This is a genomic window from Arthrobacter sp. 05L417, from assembly GCF_056397865.1.
In genome coordinates, this window is the sequence record NZ_JBFTOG010000042.1 from 22,155 (window position 1) to 47,680 (window position 25,526).

At 64.8% G+C, this 25,526-nt stretch carries 21 protein-coding genes and 2 pseudogenes; 15 read left to right on the plus strand and 8 right to left on the minus strand.

The window, feature by feature from the left end; translation table 11 throughout:
* Window positions 1-11: 11 nt before the first annotated feature.
* On the plus strand, window positions 12-791 hold the full coding sequence (locus tag AC1DJW_RS22655; RefSeq protein WP_284755407.1) for an SDR family NAD(P)-dependent oxidoreductase: 780 nt from the start codon (window positions 12-14) through the stop codon (window positions 789-791).
* Between the two features lie 118 nt (window positions 792-909).
* Here AC1DJW_RS22655 and AC1DJW_RS22660 read toward each other — a convergent pair whose 3' ends face one another.
* Window positions 910-1,695 carry a GntR family transcriptional regulator gene (locus AC1DJW_RS22660; protein ID WP_390277767.1) on the minus strand — a complete coding sequence of 262 codons (786 nt, stop codon included), beginning with the start codon at window positions 1,693-1,695 and terminating at the stop codon, window positions 910-912.
* 158 nt (window positions 1,696-1,853) lie between these two features.
* Here AC1DJW_RS22660 and AC1DJW_RS22665 point away from each other — a divergent pair, with 158 nt between their 5' ends.
* Genes AC1DJW_RS22665 through AC1DJW_RS22680 form a run of 4 tightly spaced genes read left to right on the plus strand, consistent with a single transcriptional unit; the run spans window position 1,854 to window position 5,699 of the window.
* Entirely contained in the window at window positions 1,854-3,287 is a 1,434-nt protein-coding gene (locus tag AC1DJW_RS22665) for an MFS transporter (protein ID WP_476902564.1), read from the plus strand.
* Window positions 3,288-3,324: 37 nt separating this feature from the next.
* Window positions 3,325-4,302 (plus strand): nucleoside hydrolase, encoded by a 978-nt coding sequence (locus AC1DJW_RS22670; protein ID WP_476902565.1) that lies wholly within the window; start codon window positions 3,325-3,327, stop codon window positions 4,300-4,302.
* A gap of 11 nt (window positions 4,303-4,313) precedes the next feature.
* Window positions 4,314-4,811, plus strand: a complete 498-nt coding sequence (locus tag AC1DJW_RS22675) for a nucleoside deaminase (protein WP_284755414.1) — start codon at window positions 4,314-4,316, stop codon at window positions 4,809-4,811.
* 48 nt (window positions 4,812-4,859) lie between these two features.
* The gene (locus AC1DJW_RS22680) at window positions 4,860-5,699 is read left to right on the plus strand and encodes a PfkB family carbohydrate kinase (RefSeq protein WP_476902566.1); all 840 of its coding nucleotides are present in this window, start codon (window positions 4,860-4,862) and stop codon (window positions 5,697-5,699) included.
* Here AC1DJW_RS22680 and AC1DJW_RS22685 read toward each other — a convergent pair.
* Window positions 5,696-6,361 (minus strand): TetR/AcrR family transcriptional regulator, encoded by a 666-nt coding sequence (locus tag AC1DJW_RS22685; protein WP_476902567.1) that lies wholly within the window; start codon window positions 6,359-6,361, stop codon window positions 5,696-5,698. The genes AC1DJW_RS22680 and AC1DJW_RS22685 overlap by 4 nt on opposite strands.
* A 124-nt stretch (window positions 6,362-6,485) precedes the next feature.
* Between AC1DJW_RS22685 and AC1DJW_RS22690 the strand changes: the two genes are divergently transcribed.
* The gene (locus tag AC1DJW_RS22690; RefSeq protein WP_476902568.1) at window positions 6,486-7,532 is read left to right on the plus strand and encodes an agmatine deiminase family protein; all 1,047 of its coding nucleotides are present in this window, start codon (window positions 6,486-6,488) and stop codon (window positions 7,530-7,532) included.
* Window positions 7,529-9,250: an amidase gene (locus AC1DJW_RS22695; RefSeq protein WP_476902569.1), complete on the plus strand. Its 1,722-nt coding sequence runs from the start codon at window positions 7,529-7,531 to the stop codon at window positions 9,248-9,250. The genes AC1DJW_RS22690 and AC1DJW_RS22695 overlap by 4 nt, the downstream gene beginning before the upstream one ends.
* A gap of 4 nt (window positions 9,251-9,254) precedes the next feature.
* Here the strand turns inward: AC1DJW_RS22695 and AC1DJW_RS22700 are convergent, their stop codons facing one another.
* The 3 genes from AC1DJW_RS22700 to AC1DJW_RS22710 form a co-directional block, all read right to left on the minus strand.
* Window positions 9,255-9,614: a sec-independent translocase gene (locus AC1DJW_RS22700; RefSeq protein ID WP_284755420.1), complete on the minus strand. Its 360-nt coding sequence runs from the start codon at window positions 9,612-9,614 to the stop codon at window positions 9,255-9,257.
* Window positions 9,615-9,661: 47 nt separating this feature from the next.
* Window positions 9,662-10,225 carry a hypothetical protein gene (locus tag AC1DJW_RS22705; RefSeq protein ID WP_284755422.1) on the minus strand — a complete coding sequence of 188 codons (564 nt, stop codon included), beginning with the start codon at window positions 10,223-10,225 and terminating at the stop codon, window positions 9,662-9,664.
* A gap of 87 nt (window positions 10,226-10,312) precedes the next feature.
* Complete coding sequence (locus tag AC1DJW_RS22710; protein ID WP_476902570.1) at window positions 10,313-10,915, minus strand: cadmium resistance transporter; 603 nt, start codon at window positions 10,913-10,915, stop codon at window positions 10,313-10,315.
* 87 nt (window positions 10,916-11,002) lie between these two features.
* Between AC1DJW_RS22710 and AC1DJW_RS22715 the strand changes: the two genes are divergently transcribed.
* Window positions 11,003-11,848 carry a phosphotransferase gene (locus AC1DJW_RS22715; RefSeq protein ID WP_284755427.1) on the plus strand — a complete coding sequence of 282 codons (846 nt, stop codon included), beginning with the start codon at window positions 11,003-11,005 and terminating at the stop codon, window positions 11,846-11,848.
* 7 nt (window positions 11,849-11,855) lie between these two features.
* Here the strand turns inward: AC1DJW_RS22715 and AC1DJW_RS22720 are convergent, their stop codons facing one another.
* Window positions 11,856-12,644, minus strand: coding sequence for an alpha/beta fold hydrolase (locus AC1DJW_RS22720; RefSeq protein WP_476902571.1), 789 nt, complete (start codon window positions 12,642-12,644; stop codon window positions 11,856-11,858).
* Window positions 12,645-12,776: 132 nt separating this feature from the next.
* Here AC1DJW_RS22720 and AC1DJW_RS22725 point away from each other — a divergent pair, with 132 nt between their 5' ends.
* The 7 genes from AC1DJW_RS22725 to AC1DJW_RS22755 are packed head-to-tail and all read left to right on the plus strand — an operon-like array spanning window position 12,777 to window position 23,511.
* The gene (locus tag AC1DJW_RS22725) at window positions 12,777-13,589 is read left to right on the plus strand and encodes an ATP-binding cassette domain-containing protein (protein ID WP_476902572.1); all 813 of its coding nucleotides are present in this window, start codon (window positions 12,777-12,779) and stop codon (window positions 13,587-13,589) included.
* On the plus strand, window positions 13,586-14,398 hold the full coding sequence (locus AC1DJW_RS22730) for an ABC transporter ATP-binding protein (RefSeq protein ID WP_476902573.1): 813 nt from the start codon (window positions 13,586-13,588) through the stop codon (window positions 14,396-14,398). The genes AC1DJW_RS22725 and AC1DJW_RS22730 overlap by 4 nt, the downstream gene beginning before the upstream one ends.
* Before the next feature lie 51 nt (window positions 14,399-14,449).
* Window positions 14,450-15,976, plus strand: coding sequence for an ABC transporter substrate-binding protein (locus tag AC1DJW_RS22735; protein WP_476902574.1), 1,527 nt, complete (start codon window positions 14,450-14,452; stop codon window positions 15,974-15,976).
* Window positions 15,976-17,730 (plus strand): ABC transporter permease subunit, encoded by a 1,755-nt coding sequence (locus AC1DJW_RS22740; RefSeq protein ID WP_476902575.1) that lies wholly within the window; start codon window positions 15,976-15,978, stop codon window positions 17,728-17,730. The genes AC1DJW_RS22735 and AC1DJW_RS22740 overlap by 1 nt, the downstream gene beginning before the upstream one ends.
* A gap of 31 nt (window positions 17,731-17,761) precedes the next feature.
* A complete protein-coding gene (locus tag AC1DJW_RS22745) occupies window positions 17,762-18,418 on the plus strand; it encodes a hypothetical protein (RefSeq protein ID WP_284755437.1) in 657 nt (218 codons plus the stop codon).
* Window positions 18,415-20,037, plus strand: a complete 1,623-nt coding sequence (locus tag AC1DJW_RS22750; protein WP_476902576.1) for a DNA polymerase Y family protein — start codon at window positions 18,415-18,417, stop codon at window positions 20,035-20,037. The genes AC1DJW_RS22745 and AC1DJW_RS22750 overlap by 4 nt, the downstream gene beginning before the upstream one ends.
* Window positions 20,038-20,079: 42 nt before the next feature.
* Entirely contained in the window at window positions 20,080-23,511 is a 3,432-nt protein-coding gene (locus AC1DJW_RS22755) for an error-prone DNA polymerase (RefSeq protein WP_459342815.1), read from the plus strand.
* Here the strand turns inward: AC1DJW_RS22755 and glgC are convergent.
* Together glgC and AC1DJW_RS22765 are read right to left on the minus strand one after the other, a co-directional pair.
* Window positions 23,507-24,826 (minus strand): annotated as a pseudogene (gene glgC / locus AC1DJW_RS22760) (glucose-1-phosphate adenylyltransferase); the annotation flags it as partial. The gene AC1DJW_RS22755 and the pseudogene glgC sit on opposite strands and share 5 nt — an antisense overlap.
* Window positions 24,827-24,932: 106 nt before the next feature.
* Window positions 24,933-25,526, minus strand: a pseudogene (locus tag AC1DJW_RS22765) (DUF3417 domain-containing protein); the annotation flags it as partial.

Consider the following 25,526-nt stretch of genomic DNA (forward strand, 5'->3'; position numbering starts at 1 on the left):
TAGGAGTAGAAATGAATATTTCAGCCAAAACAGCCCTCATCACTGGAGCGTCTACCGGCATTGGCTCAGTCTTTGCCCGAAGGCTGGCCGCAGAGGGCGCACGCTTGATCCTGGTTGCGCGCAGCCAGGACAAACTTGACGCGCTTGCGGATGAACTTCGCGGGCTCGGCACCGAAGTGACCGTCCTGGCCATGGACTTGAGCCTGCCGGACTCCGCAAAGGAACTCCAGCTCACCACCGATTCCCTGGGACTCACAGTGGACATCCTGGTCAACAACGCGGGATTCGGAACACACGGACAAGTTCTCGACGCAGACGCCGATCGCTATGCAGAACAGATCCAGTTGAACTGCTCCACCTTGGTCGGTACCACCACGCGCTACCTGCCCGGTATGGTTGAGCGCGGCGCGGGGACCATCATCAACATCGCGAGTACGGCCGCATTCCAGCCGATACCCCACATGGCCGTCTACGGGGCCACAAAGGCCTTCGTACTCTCGTTCACCCAAGCGCTGTGGGCAGAGACGCAAGGAACGGGCGTGAAAGTCCTGGCCGTGTGCCCGGGGGCTACGGACACGCCCTTCTTTGAAGTCGCCGGCGAGGCAGCGGCCGCTGGATCCATGCGGACCCCGGGACAAGTCGTGGACACCGCCATGTCCGCGATTCGCGGGAACAAGCCGAGCGTTGTGGATGGTCGACTCAACTCCTTTGTTGCCCGGGTAGCCGTCAAGCTACTCCCGGAGAAGCTGGTGATCGCGGCCGCGGGACGAGCCGTGCGCCCGGCCAACTAGTCCCACGGCCAACTAGTCGCACGCCCAACCAACTCGCAGTAGGTGTCGTTTTGAGCGCCCAAAACGGCATCTACTGCCAGCCACTTGGGCTGCCACGCGAAAATGGGCAGCCCTGCGATCAGGGTCCCTGGATGATTCCGATCTGGACTACTCCCGTGTTGACCAGCGTCTTGGCCAAGTAGACAACCTGGCCGGAGTGCTCCACGGTCTGAGTCAGAATCAGCACCGGATCCTTGGCATCCAGCTCAAGCAGCTCGCCTCGCGCGACGCCCGGGGTGCCCGCAGCAATGTCGGTCTCGCCGGGACCAAAGGCCGGCCCAACAGCCGTGATCAAGTTAGCCAGGAGCGTAGCCTCTCCCCCTGCGTCGTCCACAATGGCCCGTGCCGCTTCAGGGTCACGATCAATGAGACCCCCCTTGCTTGCGACATGTTCTTGGACCAAGGCAATAGGTGAGCCATCCCGTTTGAGGACGCTCTCGAAGAACCAGGAGGGCTCCTCTTCGCGGATTCCGAGGGGCTCTGCGGTGAACACCGACGACGACGGGTGGAGTACGTGCTGCGTACGGCTGACCTGGATAGCGGAGCCGGCCTCGGCCAAAATCTCTTCCATGGGCCTGATCCGTTCAAGGCCGACCCGCGGCAGGCGGGTAGCCACAAAGCGTCCAATGCCCCGGCGGGACCGTACGTATCCGTCTTCCTCGAGGAGCATGAGCGCCTCACGGACCACCGTCCGGCTGACCTTCATCGCAGAACCCAGGTCCGTTTCCGAAGGCAATAGCGACGAAACGGGAAAGTGCCCCGCCCTGATTGCGTTCATGATGCGCGAGTAAACGGCAACGCGGAGCGGGATGTTGGCGGTTGCATCCAACGGCTCCGAAAGAACGGCCTCAGCACTGCGGTCCAAGATGGCTCCCTTCGTCGATATTGAGAGTTTACGCGATGGGTATTCCGAGCTTGTATAACAAGCGTGTATGATTCACATATAAGCCATCTTGTGCTCTGCGCCACACCTGCATCGAGCCGCCCCCGAAGCCGTTTTGTTTCAAACAAGGAAGTTTGTCCATGACAACCCAAGCCACCAACACCGCAGGGCTCCCTGTCCGGCGAAAAGCAGCCCGAGTGCCTGTCCTCATCGCCACGCTCATCCTTTCGATCCTCAGTTACCAGCTCAACGCCAGCCTGTTCTCGGCGGCCCTGCCGGCCATGGCCGCCCATTTCCAGGAATCCACGGAAAACGTGGCCAAGGTCCAGTCGCTGTTCTTCCTGACCGGCGCCGTCCTGGGTATGGCATTTTCCCGATGGAGCGACTTCCTGGGACGCCGCCGGACCCTGTTGATCGTCCTCTCCCTCATGTTGTGCGGCACGGTCCTATGCCTTTTGGCGCCTAACCTGACCGTTCTTCTCGTGGGCAGGGTCCTGCAGAGTGCCACGAGCGCCACGTTCACCATTTCTTTCCTGCTCTTGTCCGAGCGCTTCAGCAAACGCCTCTTCGGCATTTCAGTCGGCGTCATTTCGGCTGTCAACGGCGGCATCGGCGGGCTCGACGGCTTCCTGGGCGGATTCATCACCGACACCATCGGCTGGCAGTTCCTCTTTGTCCTGGTCCTCGGCGTGGGTGTGCTGGCGATCGTGCTGGTCGCCGTCGTGGTCCCGAAGAGGCCCGCCCGGACACGGGAGGGACGCATGGACTGGTGGGGCGCGGGTACCTTGGGCACGTTCCTGGTTCTCTTGAGCAACCTGATCGGACAGGCTTCCACTTCCGGATGGGGCGATGCCTGGACCCTCGGCTATCTCGCCGGCGCATTGATTGCCGGGCTGGCCTTCGTGGCCGTGGAAAAGCGGGTGGCGCGTCCGCTGATCGCGATCGAGCAATTGCGGTCCCGCCAAGTATGGCCGGTCTTGGCGAGCACGGTGCTGACACTTGCCGGCATCTTCTCGGCGTTGAACTTCACCGTGATCCTCCTGAGCCAGGACGCACGAGCCGGATACGGACTGTCCGCTTCCATGTCAGCCCTCCTGTACCTGACGCCCACAGCCTTCGTGGGCGTGCTCACTGCAGTGTTCTCCGGCTGGTTCGCGCAGCGGATCGGCTGGTTCAAGGCCCTGCGGATCAGCAGCGGGCTGATCGTCGTTGCAGCAGTAGCGGTCGCAATCTTTGCCGCGGACCGCTGGATGGTCTTCGCCCTGCTGATCATCATGGGAGTCCTCTATCTCGGCCAGTTCCAGAGCACCGTCAGCGGCATCGCCGTGTTGAATTCACCCAAATCGGCGCCGGGTTCCGTGCCCGGCCTGAATGGGGCATGCTTTGGAATCGGAGCCAGCGTGGGAATCGCCGTCGTCGCACCCGCCGTCGCCGCCGGAACCATCGCCGGCTACCAAACTGCCCTGTGGATCTCGGCGGGCTTCGCCCTCGCAGCCTTTGCTGCTTCCCTGGTCCTCCGGCCTGTCGCTGCGAGCGCCGCAGCGGCACCCGCCGTCGTCGTCGCCCATGCCTAAGCCCGAACCCACGTCACCAAATCCACGAAGGAGCACCATGACCACCACCACACCGCAGCCGTTCTATCTCGATTGCGACACCGGCATCGACGATTCCCTCGCAATCGCCTATCTTCTGGCGAGCCCCGAGGTGGAGCTGGCCGGGATCGGAACGGTCAGCGGCAACGTCAGCGCCGCAACCGGGGCCGTCAACACGTTGAACCTGCTGCACGCAGCCGGCAGGGCCGGGATCCCGGTTGCCGTGGGTGCCCACGATCCCCTCGTGGGAACGTTCGACGGCGGAGCGCCGCACGTTCACGGCGAGAACGGCATCGGCGGGGTCACCTTGGAAGACTCCGGACTGACATTCGAATCCGAGACCGCCGCAGAGATGCTCGTGCGGCTCGCTAATGAGCACCCGGGTGAGTTGCGGGTCATCGCCGTCGGTCCGCTCACCAATCTGGCCCTCGCGCTGAAGCTGGACCCGAAGCTCCCGGCACTCGTCCGCGATGTCACCATCATGGGTGGGGCCGCGTTTGTGCCGGGCAACATCAGCCCTGTCGCCGAGGCCAACATCTTCAATGACGCAGAGGCGGCGGCCGTGGTGATGGAGGCCGATTGGCCGGTGACCTTGGTTCCCTTGGACGTCACCATGAACCACCGCTTCGATGAGGCCCATCGTGCGGCCCTTGCGACAGCCGGGCATCCGGTGGCCAGCGCGCTCTCCGGCATGCTCGTCCAGTACTTCGCCTTTTACAACACCATTTTCGGTGAGCATTGCGCCGCCCTCCACGATCCGCTGGCAGCGGCAATCGCCGTGGGTGCCCTCGAGCTGGACGACGCCCCGCACGTCGGAATTTCCGTGGACACGAGCACGGGTGCGGCTCATGGCCAGACCCGCTGTGAGCGTCTCGACGGCGGAGCCGCCAGCGCGCGGAAGGTACCGGAACGGGCGTCCCGGGTTGTGCTGTCCGTCAAGGGCGACGCCGCGGCGCACCTCCTGGAGCGGATCCTGTCCTTGCCCGCGACGAACTAAAGGGGCTTTTGATGAACACTTCTTCTTCGCCCACCGGGCCCAGCCAGGCCGACCTCGAGTTGCTGCACCGCGCCGTTTCCCTCGCGCGGGCAGCCCGGGATCGCGGCGACCATCCGTTCGGCGCACTCCTGTTGGCCCCGGACGGAACCATCGTGGAAGCCATGAACACCGTCAACACGGAACACGATCCCACCGGGCATGCCGAGACGAATCTGGTCCGCCTGAGCGCCAAAACGCTCGATGCCGGGGCATTGGCCGGCAGCACCCTGTACACCAGCACCGAACCGTGTGCCATGTGCACGGGCGCGATCTACTGGGCAGGAATCGGACGCGTGGTCTATGCCTTGTCCGAGAAGGACCTTGCCTCGATCGTCACCGAGCAGTCGGGTGTGCCCACCCTTGACCTGCCCTGCCGCGAAGTCCTTGCCCACGGCGGCGGAAATGTCACCGTAACGGGCCCTGTTCCGCTTCCCGAGGCAACAGAGGTCCACCTCGGGTTCTGGCACTAGACCGGAAACCCAACACCGCCATCCCGCACCATCCCCGAAGGACAACCCATGCCTATCCCCACCACGCTCACAGTCGTTGGCAGCCTCAACGTCGATCTCACGTGCCGCGTCCACCGCCTGCCCTCCCCTGGTGAAACCATCGGCGGAGGCACCCTTACCCGTCAGCCCGGCGGAAAAGGAGGCAACCAAGCGGCGGCTGCTGCGAGGCTGGCAGGTGGGGCCCGCATGGTGGGCGCCGTTGGCGAGGACCCGGACGGCCGGCTTCTCATGGAGGCCCTGGACCGGGCAGGGGTTGATATTGCGGCAGTGGAACAGGTATCCGCGCCCACGGGCACGGCGTTGATCGTGATCGACAGCGACGGCGAAAACCAGATCGCCGTCGCACCTGGAGCCAACACGCTGGTCTCGCTGGACCGCGCCGAGCTCTCCGACGGCGGCCCCGTGCTTGCGCAACTGGAGATCGCCGTCGACGCCGTGCTGGAAGCCGCGCGCCGCACCACCGGGTTCTTCGCCCTCAATGCGGCCCCGGCACAGGCACTCCCGGCAGAACTTTTGGAACGGTGCGACCTGGTGATCGTCAACGAGTCCGAGTACGAGCTCATCCCCGAACTCCGGAACGCCAAACGCGTGGCCGTTACCTACGGTGCGGGCGGGGCGTCGATGTACAGGCAAGGGGTCAAGACCGCCCATGCGCCCGCGAGCAAGACGAGCGTTGTCAACAGCGTGGGGGCCGGCGACGCCTTCTGTGCGGCCCTGGTGCTGGCACTTGCATCGGGCCTTGATGAGGAAAGCAGCCTCGCGGCGGCCTGCGCGGTGGGGGCCGCCGCCGTCGCGAGCGAGCTTTCACAACCGGAGTTCGAGCGGCTGGAACACTACTTGGGGATCTAAGGATCCGAACTTGAGATCGGCCCAATATGCTGGCCGCCGCCCGGCAACAGCGAACCGCGAGCCGCACCTACCATGCCTTCCACCGCGCGGGTCAGGTGCGTACCGCGGTCACTGACGCCGTCCCAGCGCACCAGCGCCTGGGCATTCAGGCCGTCCACCATGCCCAGGATCTGCCAGGCGACCGACGGAGCGTCGAACGTGTCGAACTCACGGGATTCGATCCCTGCCTCGACGACGCGCTGCACCACTGCCTGCCATGCATCCATCTGCTCACGGACGCAGGCTGCGAGGGCCTCGTTCCTGCGCCCCAGGGTCCACGCCTCCACCCAGATTGCAGTGACATCGAGCCGGCTGCCGTCCATAAGCGTTTCGAGGAGCATCCCGAGTTTTTCCAAGGGAGTCGGCAGCCTCTCCAGAAGGCCCGCGACCTCCTCGGTCTCCGCCGCCACGATGGTCGCAAAGGTGCCCGCCACGAGGGCCTCCGCATTGGGTTCGTAATGCGCGACGAGCCCCGAGGCCACGCCCACCCGCGCTGCCACATTGCGCAGCGTAATGGCGGAAAGCCCTTGCTCAAGCGCTATTTCCCGGGCGGCCTCGGCTATTTCGGCCGCGCGTTCGGCCGGCGTCTTCCGGGCAGCGCGTTTCTGTATGGTGCTTGACATCACAGAACAGTCTAAAGTAGTTTTCTTCTTATTGATCATGCGATCAACAAGATCCATCAGCCGCACCCAAGGCAAGGACGCCCTGGTCCCGCGGCTACAACCTCACAACACAGAGGAGACTTCCATGGCCTGGAGAATGCCAGCCGAAACCGCCCCCCACGACCGCACCTGGATGGCGTTCCCCCGCACCGGCCTGACCTTGGGCGACGACGCCGCTTCGGCGGAAGAAGCGTACGCTGCCTGGACCGCCGTCGCCCACGCGGTGTCCGAGTTCGAGCCCGTCACCATGGTGGTCGACCCCAGCGAACGGGACCGGGCCAGCCGCATGCTCGGCGCCGGAATCGAACAGTTTGAGGCGCCCCTCGACGAATTCTGGATGCGCGACGTCGGAGCAACGTTCGTCGTCGACGACGAGCGCCCCGGCGTGCTCGGCGCAGTCGACTGGATCTTCAACGGCTGGGGCGCACCGGCCTGGTCCGAATGGCAGAAGAGCGCCGGCATGGCCCGCTTTATCGCCGAAGCGTCCGGCGCGGAACTGGTCACTTCGCTGCTGGTCAACGAAGGCGGCGCCATCCACGTCGACGGTGAAGGCACCGTCCTCGTCACCGAAACCGTCCAGCTGGATCCGCACCGGAACCCCCACGCGGACAAGGCACGAGTCGAAGCGGAACTCTCACGCACGCTGGGCACTACCCACACCGTGTGGGTACCGCGGGGCCTCACGCGTGACTACGAGGACCTCGGCACGCGCGGCCACATCGATATGGTGGCCACGCTTCCCTCCCCCGGCCGGGTCCTGCTGCACTCGCAGACCAATCCCGAACACCCCGATTTCGAGGTCAGCCGCTCCCTGCAGCGGTTCTTCGAAACCCAGGAGGACGCCGCCGGCAAACCGTTCGAGATCACGCTGCTTCCCGCGCCCGAGACCCTCCGCGACGAGGAAGGCTTCGTCGATTGGAGCTACGTGAACCACCTTGTGGTCAACGGTGGGGTCATTGCTTGCGGCTATGGCGAAGAGCGGGCCGACGCCCTGGCCGCGGAAATCCTGGCCGAGGCCTACCCGGGCCGCCGCGTCGTCACCGTGGATGCCCGGCCGATCCTCGCCCGGGGCGGGGGAATCCACTGCATCACGCAGCAGCAGCCCACACTCAACGGGCAGGCTGCACGATGAGCCGCTTCGACGTCGTCGAGGCCTCAATTGCACAGTTGCGCGCAGCACTGGAAGCCGGTGAGGTGACCAGCGAGGAACTCACCCAGGCGTATCTGGACCGCATCGACGCCTACGACCGCAACGGCATCACGTTGAACGCGCTTGTTGTCATGAACCCCGAAGCTCTCGCAGATGCCCGGGCCTCCGACGAGCGCCGGGCAAGCGGCGCCACCCGCGGGCCCCTCGACGGCATTCCGTACACCGCCAAGGACAGCTACCTGGCCAAAGGGCTCACGGCCGCCGCGGGCTCCCCCGCGTTCGAAAACCTCATCGCCCAACGCGATGCCTTCACCATCGAACGCCTCCGCGCGGCAGGCGCCGTGCTCATCGGACTGACCAACATGCCGCCCATGGCCAACGGCGGCATGCAGCGCGGGGTCTACGGACGCGCCGAGAGCCCCTACAACGGCGCTTTCCTCACCGCGGCTTTCGGTTCCGGCTCCTCGAACGGCTCGGGAACCGCGACCGCGGCGAGCTTCGGAGCCTTCGGCCTGGGCGAGGAGACCTGGTCCAGTGGCCGCGCGCCGGCGTCGAACAATGCCTTGTGCGCGTACACGCCCTCGCGAGGAGTCATTTCAGTGCGCGGCAACTGGCCGCTGGTCCCCACCATGGATGTCGTGGTGCCCCACACGCGGTCCATGGCCGACCTCCTGGAACTGCTGGATGTCATTGTTGCCGACGACGCCGAAACCCGCGGCGACTTCTGGCGCGCGCAGCCGTGGGTTGAGATCCCGGCCGCGTCCCGGGTCCGTCCGGCCTCGTACCCGACGCTGGCACCATCCGACGTCGACGGCGCGCGCTCGGCTTTGAAGGGCAAACGCTTCGGGGTGCCGCGCATGTACATCAACGCGGACCCCGACGCCGGGACCAGCGAGGCTCCTGGCATCGGCGGACCCACCGGCCAGCGAATCGACACGCGCGCTTCCGTGCTGGAACTGTGGGAGGCGGCCCGGCGCGACCTCGAATCCGCCGGTGCCGACGTGGTGTTGGTGGACTTCCCCGTGGTTTCCAACTACGAAGGCGACCGCCCGGGAGCGCCCACCATCGCCACCCGCGGATTGGTCAGCCCGGAGTTCCTCCGGCGGGAAATCGTCGACCTCTCGGCGTGGGCGTGGGACGACTTCCTCTCGGCCAACGGGGACCCGGCACTCAACAGCCTCGCCGACGTCGAAGGCAGCGCGATTTTCCCGCACCCGGAAGGGGCGCTCCCCGACCGCTATGACGGATTCGACGACGATATCGCCGACTACCCGGCGCACATCCGCACGCACGCGGTTGCTTCCGTCACCGACATCCCGCTCCTCGAAGAAGGCCTCCGCGGACTCGAAGAGACCCGGCGGGTGGACCTCGAGGAATGGATGGACGGCCTCCGCCTGGATGCGGTCATCTTCCCCGCCGCCGCCGACGTCGGACCAGCCGACATGGACGTCAACAAATCCTCAGCCGATCTCGGCTGGCGCAACGGCGTATGGGTGGCCAACGGCAACCTCGTTCCGCGGCATCTCGGGATCCCGACAGTCACCGTGCCGATGGGAACCATGAGCGATACCGGCATGCCCGTGGGGCTCACGTTTGCCGGCCGCGCCTACGACGACACCGCGCTGCTGGCCCTGGCTGCGGCCTTTGAAGCAACAGGCGAGCGCCGCACCGCTCCCCCGCGCACACCGCGGCTCGACTGACCGATCAGGTGGACTCGTCGTCGAAAGGGGCCTTCTGCCCGGCCGCCAAACGCACAACCGGGCGGGCAGGAGGCTGCACCTGGGTCGAGATGGCAGGCTCCGGAAGCGGTTCGTCCTCGAGGAGGGCTTCACGGATGATGCGGCGGGGATCGTATTGGCGCGGATCCATTTTCCGCCAATCGATGTCCTCGAATTCCGGACCGAGTTCCTGGCGGAGCTTTTCCTGCGCGCCGGAGGCCATGCGCCGCAATTCGCGGATAAGCCGCCCCAGCTTCCTCGCATACTCCGGAAGCTTGGTGGGTCCGAGGACCAAAACGGCAATGATCAGGAGAAGGGCAACCTTCTCGACCGAAATATCGATCATGGCTCCATTCTAAATCCACCGCCCGGTCGCTCCGGGCGGCGACGGGCTTATGAGATCGCGTACAGCGCGACGGCAAGTCCAGCCGCCATCAGCGCCTCGCGGACACCCTTCAATCGGGGCACAGCGTGCGATTTGCTCTCGACCGGCATCGCGAACGTGCCCAACACCCACCCCGTTGCGGCGAAGAGCATGAGCAGCGCGCCCATGATGTCGGCAAGGATGATTCCCAGTTGGTGTCCCGGATGATCCGACACCGATCCGGCTCCACTCGACGCGGAGAGCAGTACCCAGCCCGAAAGAGCCGCCATGCCTGCGCCATAGATCGCCGACCATCGCCCTGTCCCGGCTGTTCCCGCTGTCCGTGGCCCTTGGTACACGATCCTGACGGCGAACAGGAGGAAGACAAGGCCAATCGCCGCTCCCAGCGGGACCACACCCAGCGGAGCCCATCCGAGCCCTACCGCCGCCATGGCCGCGGCCAATATCCCCGCGGCGGCCGCGTCAATCCGGGCCGCCACACTCTTGGCGCGGAGGATGGCTCCGAACCCCAACACAGCCGCTGCCCCGAAAAGCAGCACGAGAGCGCTTACAACAAACCAACCTCGGAACATACCCTGCCAATCCTCCTGCGCGCTTCCGGTTGAAACCCACCCGCAGTCATATCACTTGCGGATGGGAGAACGCTGCATGCGTACAGATCAGCGCTGGAACAGCATCGAAATGACTCCGGAGCGGACAATGATTGTGGCCCCAAGCGCGACATACACCACGGGTATAACCCAGTTTCCGGCCCGGCGGCAGATCTCGCCCACCTTCGGGTGCGCGGTCAGCCAGTAGCCCGCGGCACACCACACCGCCACCATCACCGCGAACGTCAGCCCCGTCACCACCGAAGCAGGCGGTTCCAGCGAGTGGAACAGCGGAATGTATACCGAGATGTTGTCTCCGCCGTTGGCCACTGTCACCGCGACAACCACGGGCACCGTCAACGAGCGGGGCTTCGGTGGATCTCCGGACGGGCGGGCAACCTTAATTAAGGCGTAACAGCCCAAGACAAGCGGCACCAGGCCGAGGAATCCCACCCACTCCACCGGGACGGGAGTGAGCGCCAATGCCGCTGCGGCCGCCGCACCGGTCAGCATTCCGATGCCGATGTACTGGCCTACCCAAATTCTCCAGAGTCTTGGCACCGGGCGCGTCCTGGCTGACAAGAAGAGAACGGACAGGACCAGGAGGTCATCGAGGTTTGTCGCCGCAAAGGCTCCAGCCGCTGTCAGCACCGTGCCGCCCAGATCTTCCATCGCTGATGACACTACCGCTTGGAGCCTGCGCTGTTGCCCGGACCGCACCGGCTGGCGCCATCGACTCCGCCGTGGCAGCATCGGACGATGACTGCAGATACCCGTCCGTACGTCGAGCCCGAGCAGCCGGAGCCTGCCGTTCCACTGCTCGGCGGAGACGTGACGGAGGGGCTCGTCCGGGTGGGCGATACCGTGCGGCGCCCTGTGAGCGACGCTTCGCCGCGAGTCCGCCGCCTCCTGGATTTCCTGCAATCGACCGGATTCCACGGGGCGCCCCGCTTCCTGGGCATTGACGAAAGCGGCAGGGACACCCTGGGTTTCGTGCCCGGTGACACCGCCGGCCGCCCCTGGCCCGGTTGGGTCGCCGACGAATCGAGCGCCGTCAGCGTCGCGCGCTTGGTGCGGGCCTACGATGACGCCGTGCAGCCGCTTGGGGTACCGGACTGGGCACGCGCGGGCGACGCTGCCGATCCCCAGGGGTGTCCGAGCTCGATTGCGGGACCTGCGACATTCCTCGCCCACATGGACATCACTCCGGAGAATGTCGTCTTCCGGAACGGTACCGCCGTCGCGCTGATCGACTTCGATTTGGTGCGCCCCGCGACCCGGGCGGAAGAAGTCGCGAACTTGCTCCTCTGGTGGGGCGCCTGGATGCCCATCAGCGACCGCGATCCCGTGATGCGCGAGGTCGACGCCGCCTCCCGGGCCGCCGTGCTGGTGGACGCCTATGGCCTAGGTCCGGCTGATCGAGCCAAGGTTGTTGGCGTCGCCCGGAACGCCGCCGAGCGCTCCTGGCATTTGATGCGGCGGAGGGCGCTCACCCAGGGCGGCGGGTGGAAGCGGATGTGGGATGAAGGCGTCGGTGACAAGATTCTTCGCCGCCAAGCGTGGCTGGCCGAAAATGCCGCAGTTCTCCACGCCGCAATAAGGTGATTGCCCCTTAGGCTTCGTCGAGGTGGCGCAGGAGAAAGGGGAAGGTCGCACGCATCGTCCGGAGATCGCCGTCGCTGGCTGCTTGCTCCCCAAGGTAGTCCCCGTGGTTTCCCGGCACGATCATCAAGCGGCTCCCCGGGATCGCCCGGACCATTTGCACTCCGTGCTCGGGCTTGATCACGTCACGGTCGGCGAGCAACACGAGGGTCGAAGCGGTGATGGAGCCCAATTGTTCCTCGGACCATCCGGGAAACGTGAGCATTCGCTGGCTGTCCAGGACAAAGAGTTTCTCAAGGTGTTGAGGGTCCGGATTGAGCTTGCGGTCGGCGTCCCGGTAGACCTCGGGCATGTCCGCGGCAGTCGCGTTTCGCAGTCCATCCCAGAATCCATCCACCATGGCGTCGCGTGCGGCCATGGACGAAGCGATGATCAACCTTCGTACGAGCGCAGGATATTCCATGGCCAATGCGAGCGCGGTGTGCCCGCCGGCGCTGAAGCCGAGCACATCCGCCAACGGCACATCCAACTGACGAAGGACCGCCGCGACGTCTGCGGCTGAGTTTTCGGCAGTAAGGGGACGATCGATCGGCGCCGTGTGGCCATGGCCTTCTTCTTCGACGGCAATGACTTGCCGCGTCTCGACCAGCAGCGGAATGAGCTCCCGGAAGTTCGACTCGATCGTGGACCCGCCGCCATGGATCAATAGCAAGGGCGTGCGGTCCGGCCGACGTTGGCCATGAACCTCGTAATACATCTGCAGGGAGCCGTCGTGTGCATAGCCATGCTCAAAGTCCACGCCCCCACCCTAACCGCCGGCTGTGGCTATTTGGCAAGAGCGTGGGGGCTCAATAAGCCTCAACATTTCGATTAATGAGAATGAGTATTGATAGCATCAAGATTCATTCTCATTCCTACCCGAAAGTTCCCCATGCACCCTGCCCTCCTGGTTCAAGACTTGAGGGTGTCCCTCCGCGGACGCGCCTTGATCGACGGAGTCAGCTTCGCTATCGACCCGGGTCAAAGACTGGCTCTTCTCGGAGCCTCGGGTTCAGGCAAGTCCCTGACCGCGGCTGCCCTCCTGGGACAGCTTCCAGCGGCGATGAGTGCTTCCGGGCGGTTGCGGATCAATGGAGTGGAGGTGGCGTTGTGCAATCGGCAACGCCAGCGCGTCGGGATCACCGCAATCCATCAAGACCCGATGTCAGCGCTAAATCCCTTGGTGCGCCTGGGCAAACAGTTGGAGATCCCGCTGCGGCAGGCCGGCCTTTCCGGCTCGATGGCACGGCAACGGGCACTTGAGCTGCTCGCGTCGGTGGGAATAGGGGAAGCCCAGCGGACCATGGAAAGTTTCAGCGGCGAATTGTCGGGCGGTCAGCTGCAACGGGTCTGCGTCGCACTCGCCCTTGCCTGCCCCAGCTCCGTCCTGGTGGCGGATGAACCCACTACCGCATTGGACATGGTCAGCCAGTCCAAGGTCCTCGATGCCTTGTCCTTGTACTCGGAATCCGCACATTTCGAATCTGCACATTCCGAATCCGCCGGCGCGATGTTGTTCATTACGCATGACCTCGCCGTGGCTGCGGCCTTCTGCCACAAGGCCGTTGTCCTGAGTTCCGGCCGGATCGTCGAGGAGGGATCGATGCAGTCGCTCGTGGAGCGGCCCAGGCACCCCTACACGAAGCAACTGGTGGAAGCCGCCCATGTCGGCTTCGATTCCCTTCGCCGGGAAGCCACAGCATGAATGCAGTCTTGAGCGCCGAAAACCTGGGTCTTAGCTACCCAGGCAGAGGGCTTCTGAAGCAACGCTCAGCCACGCCCGCATTGCAGGACGTTTCCCTCAGCATTGCAACGGGAGACAGCATCGGCCTGGTGGGCGGCTCAGGCGCGGGAAAATCGACCCTCCTGCGGATCTTGCTTGCTTTGGAGAAGCCTGACGCCGGAACCGTCACGTTCAACGACGCCCCGGTTGTGCCCGGTCCGGCCCCGTCCTTGAGATGGTACCGCCGGGCGGTGCAATACATCCCGCAGAATCCGGCGGCGAGCCTTGATCCGGGCATGAACGTGGAGCGGCTTCTCCTGGAACCCCTGAGGCAACTGCGCATCGACGGAGACCACCGCAGGATGATCCTGGATGCCCTGCAACGGGTCGATCTCGACCCTGCCATGCTTACGCGCAGGCCCAGGGAACTCTCGGGCGGGCAAAAGCAACGCGTGGCTATTGCCCGCGCCTTGGTTCCCGCGCCGAGTTTCCTCCTGGCAGACGAGCCCGTCAGCGGGCTCGATCTTCCCCTCAGGAACACGGTCTTGGCCCTCATTGAACAGCTGGTCCATCGGGACGGGCTTGGGCTCCTGTTTGTCTCGCACGACCTGGCCGCCGTCGCCCGTCTGTGCTCTCAAACCCTGGTCCTCTCGGGGGGACGCATCGTGGAACAAGGACCCACCGCGGCTGTGTACGCGAAACCACAGACCGTGGAAGCCAAAGAGCTCGTTACCGCCGCGGCACTCATTCGCCGCTTTCTTCCAGCACGACTCCCAGCACCGCGCCCGTAACGACTCCACCCGCCTAAATCCGCCCACACCCACGAAAGAAGGCACCAATCCATGGCGATTCCACGTCCAAAAGCAGTTGCCGCGATACTCCTCTCCTCCGCAATGGCCGCCTCCCTCAGCGCTTGTTTCGCCCAAGGCAACGCGTCACCGGCCAGCAGTGCTGACTCCCGAATCAAGGTAGCCATGTTGCAACCACCCCGTTCAGGACTCACTCCCCTGAGCGACGACGCCTTCAAACTCTCACGCTGGAAAACCGCCGAGACACTGGTGGTCCTTGATGCCCTCGGCGATGCCCAGCCATCGCTTTCAACAGCCTGGAAGCAACTTGACGGCAAGAACTGGCGCTTCGAAGTCCGTGCCGGCGTGAAATTCCATGACGGGACGCTTCTGACGGCGGAGCAAGTGGCGGCATCGTTGACGGCGGCGGCCAATGCCAAGCCCAAGCCGCGGATCCTCGACGGCGTCCAGCTAAGCGTCCGCACGGACGGCGGGAACGCCGTCGTCGTAACCACCCAAACGGACGATCCGCTGGTTCCGCAGCGGCTTTCCAGCCCGCAGCTTTCCATCCTCGCCGCGTCCGCCTACAAGCCCGGCGGCGTCGTGAGTCCCATCAACGCCGGAACGGGCCCCTACGTCCTTGCGTCGGCCGATGGCACCAGCTCGGCAACCCTCAACCGCTTCGCCGACTACTGGGGCGAAAAAGCGGCGAGCAACGGCGTCGACGTCCAATACGTTCCCGACGGGACGGCGCGCGCGGCCGCCCTGAGGACCGGAACCGCCGACGTCGTGGAGGCCATTCCCGTAGGCCAGGTCGCCCAGATCAAGGCAGACTTGATTCACGAAGTCCCCATGCCCCGCACCAATACCCTTTACCTGAACACCAAGGCGGGTCCTTTTGCGGATCCCGCTCTCCGGGCAGCGGCACGCACCTCGATCGAACGGGCCACCATTGTTGACCGGGTCTACGAGGGACGCGCGGACGTCGCCGAAGGCCTCCTGGGCCCGGCTCTCCCCTGGGCCGCCAAGGAGCGGCAAAACACCTCATATACCGAAACACTGAAGAATCGTGCGGAAGCGGCACCCGCCAGTGGCCGCCGCATCAAACTCGGCACGTTCACTGACCGGGCCGAGCTGCCGGAGGTCGCGGTGCAGCTTGAGCAGCAGCTCGAAGCCGCCGGCTTCATCGTGGAGCAGGAAGTCCGCGAGTACCAGCACATCGAGGCAGACGCCCTGGCCGGCAAGTTCGATGCTTTCATCCTGTCCCGCGCCACGGTCCTCGACTCCGGCGACCCCGTCGCCTACATGTTCAGCGACTTCTCCTGCAAAGGCTCCTTCAACATCTCCCAGTTCTGCGATCCGGAGGTGGACGCGGCACTGAGCAAGGCCGCCGCCATCCCGGCAGGACCGGAGCGCCGGGCGGCAATTGCCGCCGCCGAAGCACTGATCCTCTCGAAGGATGCGGCCGTGCCGCTGCTGCACGAGCGCGTCATCCAAGGCGAATCGGCCAGGATCCGCGACGTCGAACGTGATCCCCGCGAGCGCGCCCTGATCACCAGCAAGACAGGAATCGCCGGCTGATGCGGGGCCCTGCGTTCATCAAAACTGCGGCTTCCCGAGCCGTGGCGCTCTTTGCCATAGTTGTGCTGATCGGGCTATTGCCGTGGCTTTCGGGACAAAGCCCGGAGTACACCATCCTGCGGGCCCGGTACGCCGACCGGGAAGCGACTGATGAAACGCTCGGCCTGATCCGCGCGGAACTCGGACTCGATCGAGGACCGGTACACATTTTCCTCGACTGGGCCGGAGGCCTTTTGCGCGGGGACATGGGAAATTCCTGGATCACCAATACGCCTGTTGGCCCTGGCACCGTTGAAACCCTCGGCGTCTCCGTCACCTTGATGGCCTGCGCAGTGGCCGTTGCGGCCGTGGTGGCCACCGCGCTGTGCGTTCCTTCCGTGATCCGCGGTCTGGCCGGGAACCCCGGGCGGGGTTCCGGCGTCGTGGCGGCGGCCATGACCGCCCTTCCTGAGTTCCTCCTGGCGGCGATGCTCCTTGTGGTCGGTGCCGTGTGGCTGGGCTGGTTTCCGCCCTATGGCTGGCAGGGCATGGACCACGCGGTGTTGCCGGCGCTCTCCCTCGGCCTGCCCGCCGGCGGGCTCATCGGGCGGCTTCTTTCCGACGCCATCAGCCTGGCGTTCGCCGAAAAATGGGTGGCCACGTGGGCGATGGCCGGAGCAGCCCGCGCCCGGCTCACCGCGGCGGTGCTCCGCCGGGCCCTGCCCTCGGTGATGAGCCAGATCGGACTTGTCCTCATTGGCCTTACCGGCGGGGCGGTTGCCGTGGAGAAAGTGTTCGCGATTCCGGGCTTGGGCCGCGCGGTCCTGGGCGCGGCGGGCGCCCAGGACATACCCGCGCTGCAGGCAGGAGTTCTGGCCCTTCTCATGCTGGCGATCGGGGCAGGTTCCCTCGGCGCGGTTGCCCGATACCTTCTCTTGGGAGCGGCGCTGCGCTCGGGGACGGTTCCGGTTCCGGACTCGCCGGGAAGACCACGACGGCGGGATGTCACCGTTCCGCTCGTTGCAGCGGGGGCCTTGCTGCTCATCGTCGTCGTGGGCTTGTTTCGCGATCCGTTCACCTCGGACCATCCACGGCTTGCCGGCCCGGGCTTCGATCTGCCTTTCGGGGCCGACGCCAGCGGACGGGACCTCCTTGCCCGGGTGGGGCATGGTGCCGTGTCCACGCTGGGAACGGCCTTGCTCGTGGTGCTGGCTTGCCTTGTGATCGGGATCGTCGTCGGGCTCTTCCCGCTCGCGGCCACCGGCCCCCTTGAAGTAGCCAACGCCGCTCCCCCTATCCTGGCCGGCCTGATCGTTGCCGTGATGACCGGGCCCTCGGCCGAAGGCGCGGCGATAGCCGTCGCCTTGGTCAGTTGGGCACCCCTGGCCGCCCACACAGCGGCCTTGGCGCAGGAGGCAAGGGCCCAGCCCCACGTGAAGATCCTTCCGGTCCTGGGCGTAGGACGGGCGCGCATCCTCTGGCGGTATATCCTCCCAGTGGTCCTTGGCCCGGTGTTCAGGCATTCGATGCTCCGGATACCGGGAATCGCGCTCGCCTTGGCTGCCCTGGGGTTCCTGGGCCTCGGCCCCCATCAGCCGTCGCCCGAGTGGGGCCTCATCCTGGCTGAGGGCATCAACTATGTGGAGCGCGCCCCTTGGGCCGTTGCCGCCCCGGCGTCGGCGTTGATCCTCGCCTCGATTCTGGCTGTTTCATTGTCGAGCGTGACGTGGTCGAGGGAACCAGCGAAGGGAAACCCGGCGAGCAGCTCCGATTGACTCATTCGAATATATGTTCGAAAATTGAAGCATGCCTTCTCGCCTGTCTTCCGCTTCGCCGGCCTCGCTGCGCGATGACTTGCAGGCGCGGATCCACCTCATGCAGGGCAAGCGCGGAAGCGAACGCTCGCTCCCCGTGCTCCCCTCACTCAGCAGGCTCCTCCCGGGTGGACTGCGGCCGGGAGCGGCGTACTCCATACAGGGATCCATGTCGCTGGCCATGGCCTTGTTGGCCGGCCCGTCACGCAATGGCTCATGGTGCGGAGTAGCAGGGCTGCCTGACTTCGGGGTCGAGGCGGCAGCGGGTTTCGGCGTTGCGCTTGATCGGCTGGTGCTGGTGCCTGATCCCGGGGCCAGTTGGACGCCGGTGATCGCCGCCATGGCGGACGTGCTCTCGGTGGTGCTTGCGCGTGCTCCGGAAAAAGTCGCACCCGCCGAGGCTGCCCGCTTGGGAGCCAGGCTCCGGGAGCGGAGTGCCGTCCTCCTTGTCCTGGGACCATGGCCGCAGAGTGAAGCTGTCTTGCAAGTGAATGGATATGAGTGGGCGGGGCTCGGACAGGGTAATGGACATCTCGCCAAGCAGGAGCTCGAGCTCGAAGTCGCACTGCGGGGAAGTTCCCGCAGGGCCTCCGTGGATCTTGCGGACAGCGGTCCGGTAGATCTGTCCCGCCATCGGATGGGAGCATGATGCTGTTTCAGCTTGAAACCCCGGTCCGCGCGTTGGTGACATGGTTCCCGGATTGGCCCCTCGTCGCCGCCCGCTTGGCAGATGCCCTCCCGCCTGATGTGCCTGCGGCAGTCATAGGCCAAGGTGTCATAGCTGCTTGCTCCGCGGAAGCCCGGGCAGAGGGAGTGGTCCGGGGCTTGCGGCTGAGGGAAGCACAGACCCGTTGTCCTGAACTGGTGGTATGTGCCGTTGATCCTGTGCGGGATGCGAGGGAATTCGAGCCTGCGGTCTCGTCGCTCGAGGAACGGACTCCTGGAGTGGAAGTGCTTCGCCCCGGCCTATGCGCTATCCGGGCCAAGGGTGCTGCCCGGTATTACGGCGGAGAAGAAGCGGCCGCGGGTGCAGTGCTTGAATCGGCCGACCGCCTCGCCGTGGAGGCCCGGGTGGGGATCGCCGATTCCGTGTTTGCCGCCGAGCAAGCAGCCCGGAGCACCAGCGAACTCTCTGCTGTTCTTGTGCTCCCGCCGGGTTCTTCCCGGGATTTCCTGGCTCCATTTCCGGTGGAAGTACTAGGCCAGCCGAAGCTTGCTTCCTTGCTCAAACGCCTTGGCATCCTCACTTTGGGGAATTTCGCCGATCTTCCCGCTGCAGATGTCCGGGCACGTTTCGGGGCTGCCGGAATCATTGCGCACGCCCTGGCAAGCGGCCAGGATCCCCGCAAAGTGATCCCCCGCACTCCCCCGCGGAAACTGGATCAACGGGCGGAATTCGAACCCGGCCTGGACCGGGTTGACCAACTCGCCTTCCAGCTCCGCGCCACGGCAGATGCTTTCGTCGCCGGAGTGCAGACGGAGGGCTTGGTCTGCACGGAGCTGAGGGTTCTCATCACTGACGAAGCAGGGAGCCGCTCCGAGCGGACGTGGGGCCATCCCCGCCATTTCACGGCCAGCGACCTCGTGGACAGGGTGCGTTGGCAGCTTCAGTCACAGCCCCCTGCCCACACCAGCAATAAAGCAGTCAACGGTGGAATGAGCGACGGCGGAATGGCCCGCGGCGGGCTGTCGTCACCGGTCACGCGGGTCGAGTTCGTCCCCATCCGGGTGGACTCCATCGCCCATCATGGGCGGGCGCTCTTTGGAGACGGAGCCGAGGAGCAGATTCATCATGGACTCAGCCGGATCCAAAGCATGCTGGGGCATGAAGCCGTAGTAGTGCCCGCGATCTCCGGAGGCCGGCTGCTGGCCGAGCGTCGTCGTTTGGTTCCTTGGGGAGATGCCTTGCCCGCGGGAGCAGCCGCCTTGGCCTCCAGACCCTGGCCCGGCAGGATTCCAGACCCGCAGCCCGCCACGGTGTTCGCTTCCCTCATCCCTGTCCTGTTGCTTGATGCGGACAAGGAAAAAGTCCGCACGGACCATCGTGGCGGATTGCTTGCCCCGCCAACGTGGTTCTGTCCCACCGGAGACCCTGCACGACGACGGTTGGTGATTCAGTGGGCAGGACCCTGGCCGCTGAAACAGCGGTGGTGGGACTCCTCCCATCGCCTTGAAGCGGACCGCTTCCAGCTTGTGGACGGAAACGGAGAGGCGTGGCTCCTTCTCCTGGACGAGCAGAACTGGTGGGCAGAGGCCCGCTACGACTGAATAGCCAGAGTCGAACACCGAACTTTTAGGCAGGAGTTAAAGATGGCTTGGAACAACCCGTCAATCCCGTGGTCGGAGTTCGAACGCACGCTTTCAGACCGGCGCGTGCCGGAGATCGGCAAGGCCAAGGGAGACGGCGGTGACAGCCCCGCATGGTCAAGGAAACGCGGACCTTACCGTCCGGTCCCCCTCGATCCCGCAAGGGTCGTGTCCAGGGCGGGTGCCGCCGTCGTGCCTTATGCCGAACTACACGCGCATTCGCACTACAGCTTCCTGGACGGCGCCTCATCACCCGAAAAACTTGTTGAGGAGGCCGTCCGGCTGGGCCTCCATGCCCTCGCACTGACCGACCACGACGGCTTCTACGGGATCGTGCGAATGGCCGAGGCCGCCGAAGCCTACGAGCTGAAGACCGTGTTCGGCGCTGAGCTGTCGCTCGGACTCAGCAAACCCCAGCAAGGGGAAGCCGACCCCGAAGGTGACCATTTGCTCGTCCTCGCACGCCAGGAAGAGGGCTACCACCGCTTGGCAGGGGCGATGACGTCCGCACATCTGGCGGCCGATGCCGAGAAGGGCCACCCCATCTACGACCTCGACGAGCTGGCGCATTCCCTGAGGGACCACTGCTTGGTGCTGACCGGATGCCGCAAAGGCTCCGTCCGGAGGGCCCTCATGAGCGACGGCGAGCAAGCCGCTGCCTTTGAAGTGGAGGCCTTGATCGAGAGATTCGGGCGGGAAAACGTGGTGGTCGAACTCTTCGATCACGGGAATCCCCTCGACAGCAGCCACAACGACGCCCTGGTCCGTATTGCCGAGCGCGCAGGCATCCCTTTCATCGCCAGCAACGCCGTACATTATGCGTCCCCGGAGGGATACCCGCTGGCAACGGCCATGGCGGCTGTCCGGGCACGCCGCAGCCTGGAGGAACTGGACGGTTGGCTGCCGGCAAGCAGCGGCGCCCATTTGCGGAGCGGTTCTGAGATGGCAGCACGGTTCGCCCGCTACCCCGGCGCGGTCGAACGGACTGTCCAGATCGCTGACGAGCTAGCGTTCCAGTTACGGGCCGCCCGCCCGAAGCTCCCCAAGCTCGATGTTCCTGCAGGGCACAGCCTTATCACTTGGCTGCGGCAACTGGTTGAAGAAGGCATCAGGGACAAATACCCGGACGCCGACGAACGGGTCCGTAGCCGGATCGAGCAGGAACTCGCAGTGATCGAGGCGAAGGACTTCCCCGGTTATTTCCTGATTGTGCACGACATCGTCCAGTTTGCCCGTTCCCGCGGCATCCTCTGCCAAGGCAGGGGTTCCGCGGCGAACTCGGCCGTCTGCTACGCGCTGGGGATCACCGCCGTCGACAGTATTTTCTACAACCTTCCGTTTGAACGTTTCCTCTCCAGCCTCCGCGAGGAAGAACCGGACATCGACGTCGATTTCGACTCGGACCGGCGGGAAGAAGTCATCCAATACGTCTACGGCAAGTACGGACGGTTCAACGCGGCCCAAGTAGCGAATGTCATCAGTTACAGGCCGAAGAACGCCGTCAGGGACATAGCCAAAGCTCTCGGCTACAGCCAGGGCCAGCAGGACGCCTGGTCCAAGCGGCTCGATCACTGGGGCGATCTCAGTGAAGGAAAGGCCAACAACATCCCGGCCCCGGTCCTGGACCTTGCTGATCAGATACTGGGCTTCCCGCGGCACCTGGGCATCCACTCCGGCGGCATGGTCCTCACCGAGCGGCCTGTCGGCGAGGTGGTACCCATCGAGCGTGCCCGGATGGAAAACCGCACGGTCCTGCAATGGGACAAGGACGATTGCGAATGGATGGGCCTGGTCAAATTCGACCTCCTCGGCCTCGGAATGCTCGCCGCCCTGCAGTACTCATTTGATTTGATCGACAAGCATTTCGGGGAGCGTTGGACAATCGAGACCATTCCGCGGGAAGAACCGGCTGTCTACGACATGCTCTGCCGGGCAGACTCGATCGGGGTGTTCCAAGTGGAATCACGGGCCCAGATCAGCACGCTCCCGCGGCTGAAACCGCGGGAATTCTACGATCTGGTGGTCGAAATCGCGCTGATCCGCCCAGGTCCCGTCCAAGGCGGCGCTGTCCACCCGTACATCCGGCGCCGTGCGGGCACGGAAAAAATCACGTATCTTCATCCATTGCTGGAGCCAGTGCTTAAGCGGACCTTGGGTGTGCCCTTGTTCCAGGAGCAGCTGATGCAGATGGCAGTTGCCGTGGGCGGGTGCACTGCCGAGGATGCGGACCTGCTCCGCCGCGCGATGGGCTCCAAACGGGGCCGGGAGAAGATCGAGTCGCTCGAGGCCAAGCTCTATGCGGGGATGGCGGCCAACGGGATCAGCAAAGACGACGCCGATGCCATCTACGCCAAGATCCAAGCCTTTGCGAACTTCGGTTTCGCGGAATCCCACTCCTTGAGCTTCGCGGTGCTGGTCTATGCAAGCTCGTGGCTGAAGCTGCACTATCCCGGCGCATTCCTCGCGTCCCTGCTTCGGGCACAACCCATGGGCTTCTACTCCCCGCAAACCCTCGTGGCGGATGCCCGCAGGCACGGGGTCCAGGTGTTGCGCCCGGATGTACTGCATTCCCTTGCAGAGGCGACCCTCGAAGCGCTCGACGAGGCTACAAGGGCCGAAGCGGGCCAAGTAGGCGGCATGGATTCCTGCTTGGACTTCCACCAGCCGGAGATCGGCCTCTTCCAGCAGGATCGAGCACGCGAGGACCACCTGCACCGGCGGGATGGCTCACGCGCGGTGCGGTTGGGGCTCGACGGCGTCACGTCCATCGGGACCGAGGTGGCGAAGCGGATCGTCGCCGAGCGTGAGGAGCATGGCGCCTACCGGGACATGGCGGATCTGTCCCGCCGCGCGAATCTCAGCGCGGACCAGCTGGAGGCACTCGCTTCAGCCGGCGCACTCGATTCGCTGGGGATGAACCGCCGCGAAGCACTGTGGCAGGCCGGCGATGCCGCGCTCGAGCGGGAAGGACAATTGCCCGGGACCCACGTCGCGGTTCAGCCGCCGCTGCTGCCCGAGCTCTCGCCCCTGGAAAATGTTGCCTACGACATGTGGGCCACGGGCATCAGCACCGATGACCACCCGATGCGCCATGCCCGCGCAGCCCTGGATTCCAGAGGGGTGTTGCGGGTAGACCGACTCTCCCAGGTCGAGTCCGGCAGGCGTGTTGAGGTGGCCGGCGTCGTGACCCACCGCCAACGCCCCCAGACTGCGCAAGGGATCACCTTCGTCAATCTGGAGGACGAGAGCGGCATCCTCAATGTCATCTGCAGCGTCGGCCTCTGGAAGAGGCATCGCCGTGTAGCCCGGGAGTCATCCGCACTGATCGTCCGGGGTTTCCTTGAACGATCGCCGGAAGGAGTCACCAATCTCGTGGCAGACAAGCTGGAACCCTTGGTCCTGACCGTGAAGTCCAACTCCCGCGATTTCAGGTAGTCAGGAGTACCGCACGAGCCAGTTCCCGGTCGTGTTCATCCGGGAGCGGTACGTGTTGACCTTTGCTCAGGACCGTGATGCCGGAATCCGTGACGTTGTAGCCGCGCCGTCGGTCCAGGTCCGGATCCAGGCCGATGGTTGCGCCGGCTGGAACCCTGATGTTCTTGTCCAGGATGGCCCGCTTGACCACCGCCCCTTCGCCGATGGTGACGTTGTCCAGCAGCACCGAGTCGATAACGCGAGCACCACTGGAAATGAACGCATCGTTGGAAAGCACCGAATTTTCCACGAGACCGCCCGATACGATGACGCCGTTGGAAACAATTGAGTCCTGGGCCGTGCCGACGGTACCGCCTTCCCCGCGAACCATCTTGGCCGGAGGTGATGCGCTTTGCCGTGTGTAGATGGGCCAATCGGAGTTGTAGAGATTGAACACCGGTTCCGGCGAGATCAAGTCGAGGTGTGCCTCGAAGTATGAGTCGATAGTGCCGACATCACGCCAATAGTTGCGGTCACGGTCTGTGGACCCGGGGACATCGTTGCTTGAAAAGTCATAGGCGAACGCTTCGCCGCGGGAGACGAAATAGGGGATGATGTCACCGCCCATGTCGTGCTTCGTGTCTTGCCGCGTAGCGTCGTGCTCAAGTGCCGCCACCAAGGCATCGGCGTCGAAAACGTAGTTCCCCATCGATGCCAGGAACTGGGAAGGGTCTTCAGGAAGTCCACGCGTCGAAGCCGGCTTTTCCACAAATGCTGCGATCCTCTTGGCCGTGCCGTCGCTCGCATTACCGGAACTAGCGGCCTGCTCGACCTCGATCACGCCGAACTGGTCGGCCATGGCCAGAGGTTGCCGCACGCCCGCTACAGTGGCCTTTGCACCGGAGCTGATATGGCTGCGCACCATGTGCTCGAAATCCATCCGGTAGACGTGGTCAGCACCAACTACTACGACGATGTCAGGACGGGCGTCCTCGATGAGGTTGAGCGACTGGTAGATCGCATTGGCGCTGCCGAGGAACCAGCTTTTGCTGACGCGCTGTTGAGCTGGCACCGACGCTACATAGTTGCCCAATTGTGCGGACATCCGCCACGTTTCTGAAATGTGCCGGTCCAGGCTGTGGGACTTGTACTGGGTCAGGACCACAATCTGCCAATAGCCCGAATTGGTTAGATTGGACAGGGCGAAGTCGATCAGCCGGTAACTCCCTGCGAACGGGACCGCTGGTTTGGCCCGATCTCCGGTAAGCGGCATGAGTCGTTTTCCCTCACCGCCGGCCAGCACAATCGCCAAGACTTTCTTCGAAGCCATCGTCACTCCCTTGTGTTTGATGTTGGCTTTGGATCTGCTCACCGCGCGTTGCGATGAAGCTCGGGGTGGAACGCGCCCCCGCTGCCCGATCCGGCAGCGGGGGCGCGCACTGTCAGGCGTTGGCGATCAGACCCAGTTCGGCCTTCGAGGCCAGGGAGGGGTGCTTCGGGAAGACCCGGACGGTGTAGCCGAAGGATCCGGAGCGGTTGATCAGGATGGACCCCGTGAACAGGTGGCGCCCGTTGCCGAGGTCCTCTGTTTCGGTCAGCTCGACCAGAGCGACATCGTCCAGCTCGTCTCCGTCCTGGGCCCTGCCATACGCCACTTCAACCGACACGTCCTCGGGCGTGAGTTCATGGAGGGCGATGTAGGCGTTGACCTGGAGGGTGTCCCCGATCTGGGGCTCCTCGGAGACGCCGACGGAGTCGACGTGTTCCACGATCAGTTGCGGCCAGGCGTTGCGGACCTTGGTGGTCCAGGCCGCGAGCTCCTTCGCTTCCTTGAAGGAGGCCGTTCCCGCTTGCCGGCCGGCGACAGCTGCCGGGCGGTAGAGGGTGTTGACGTAGTCCTGGAGCATCCGGTCGGCCGAGACGGCCGGGCCGAGGTGGGCCAGGGTGTGCTTGATCATGGAGACCCAGTGCGTCGGGATCGCTTCCGGGCCGGACTGCGAGGGCCCGGCCGCGCCGGCTTCCGCGGAGACCGTGGA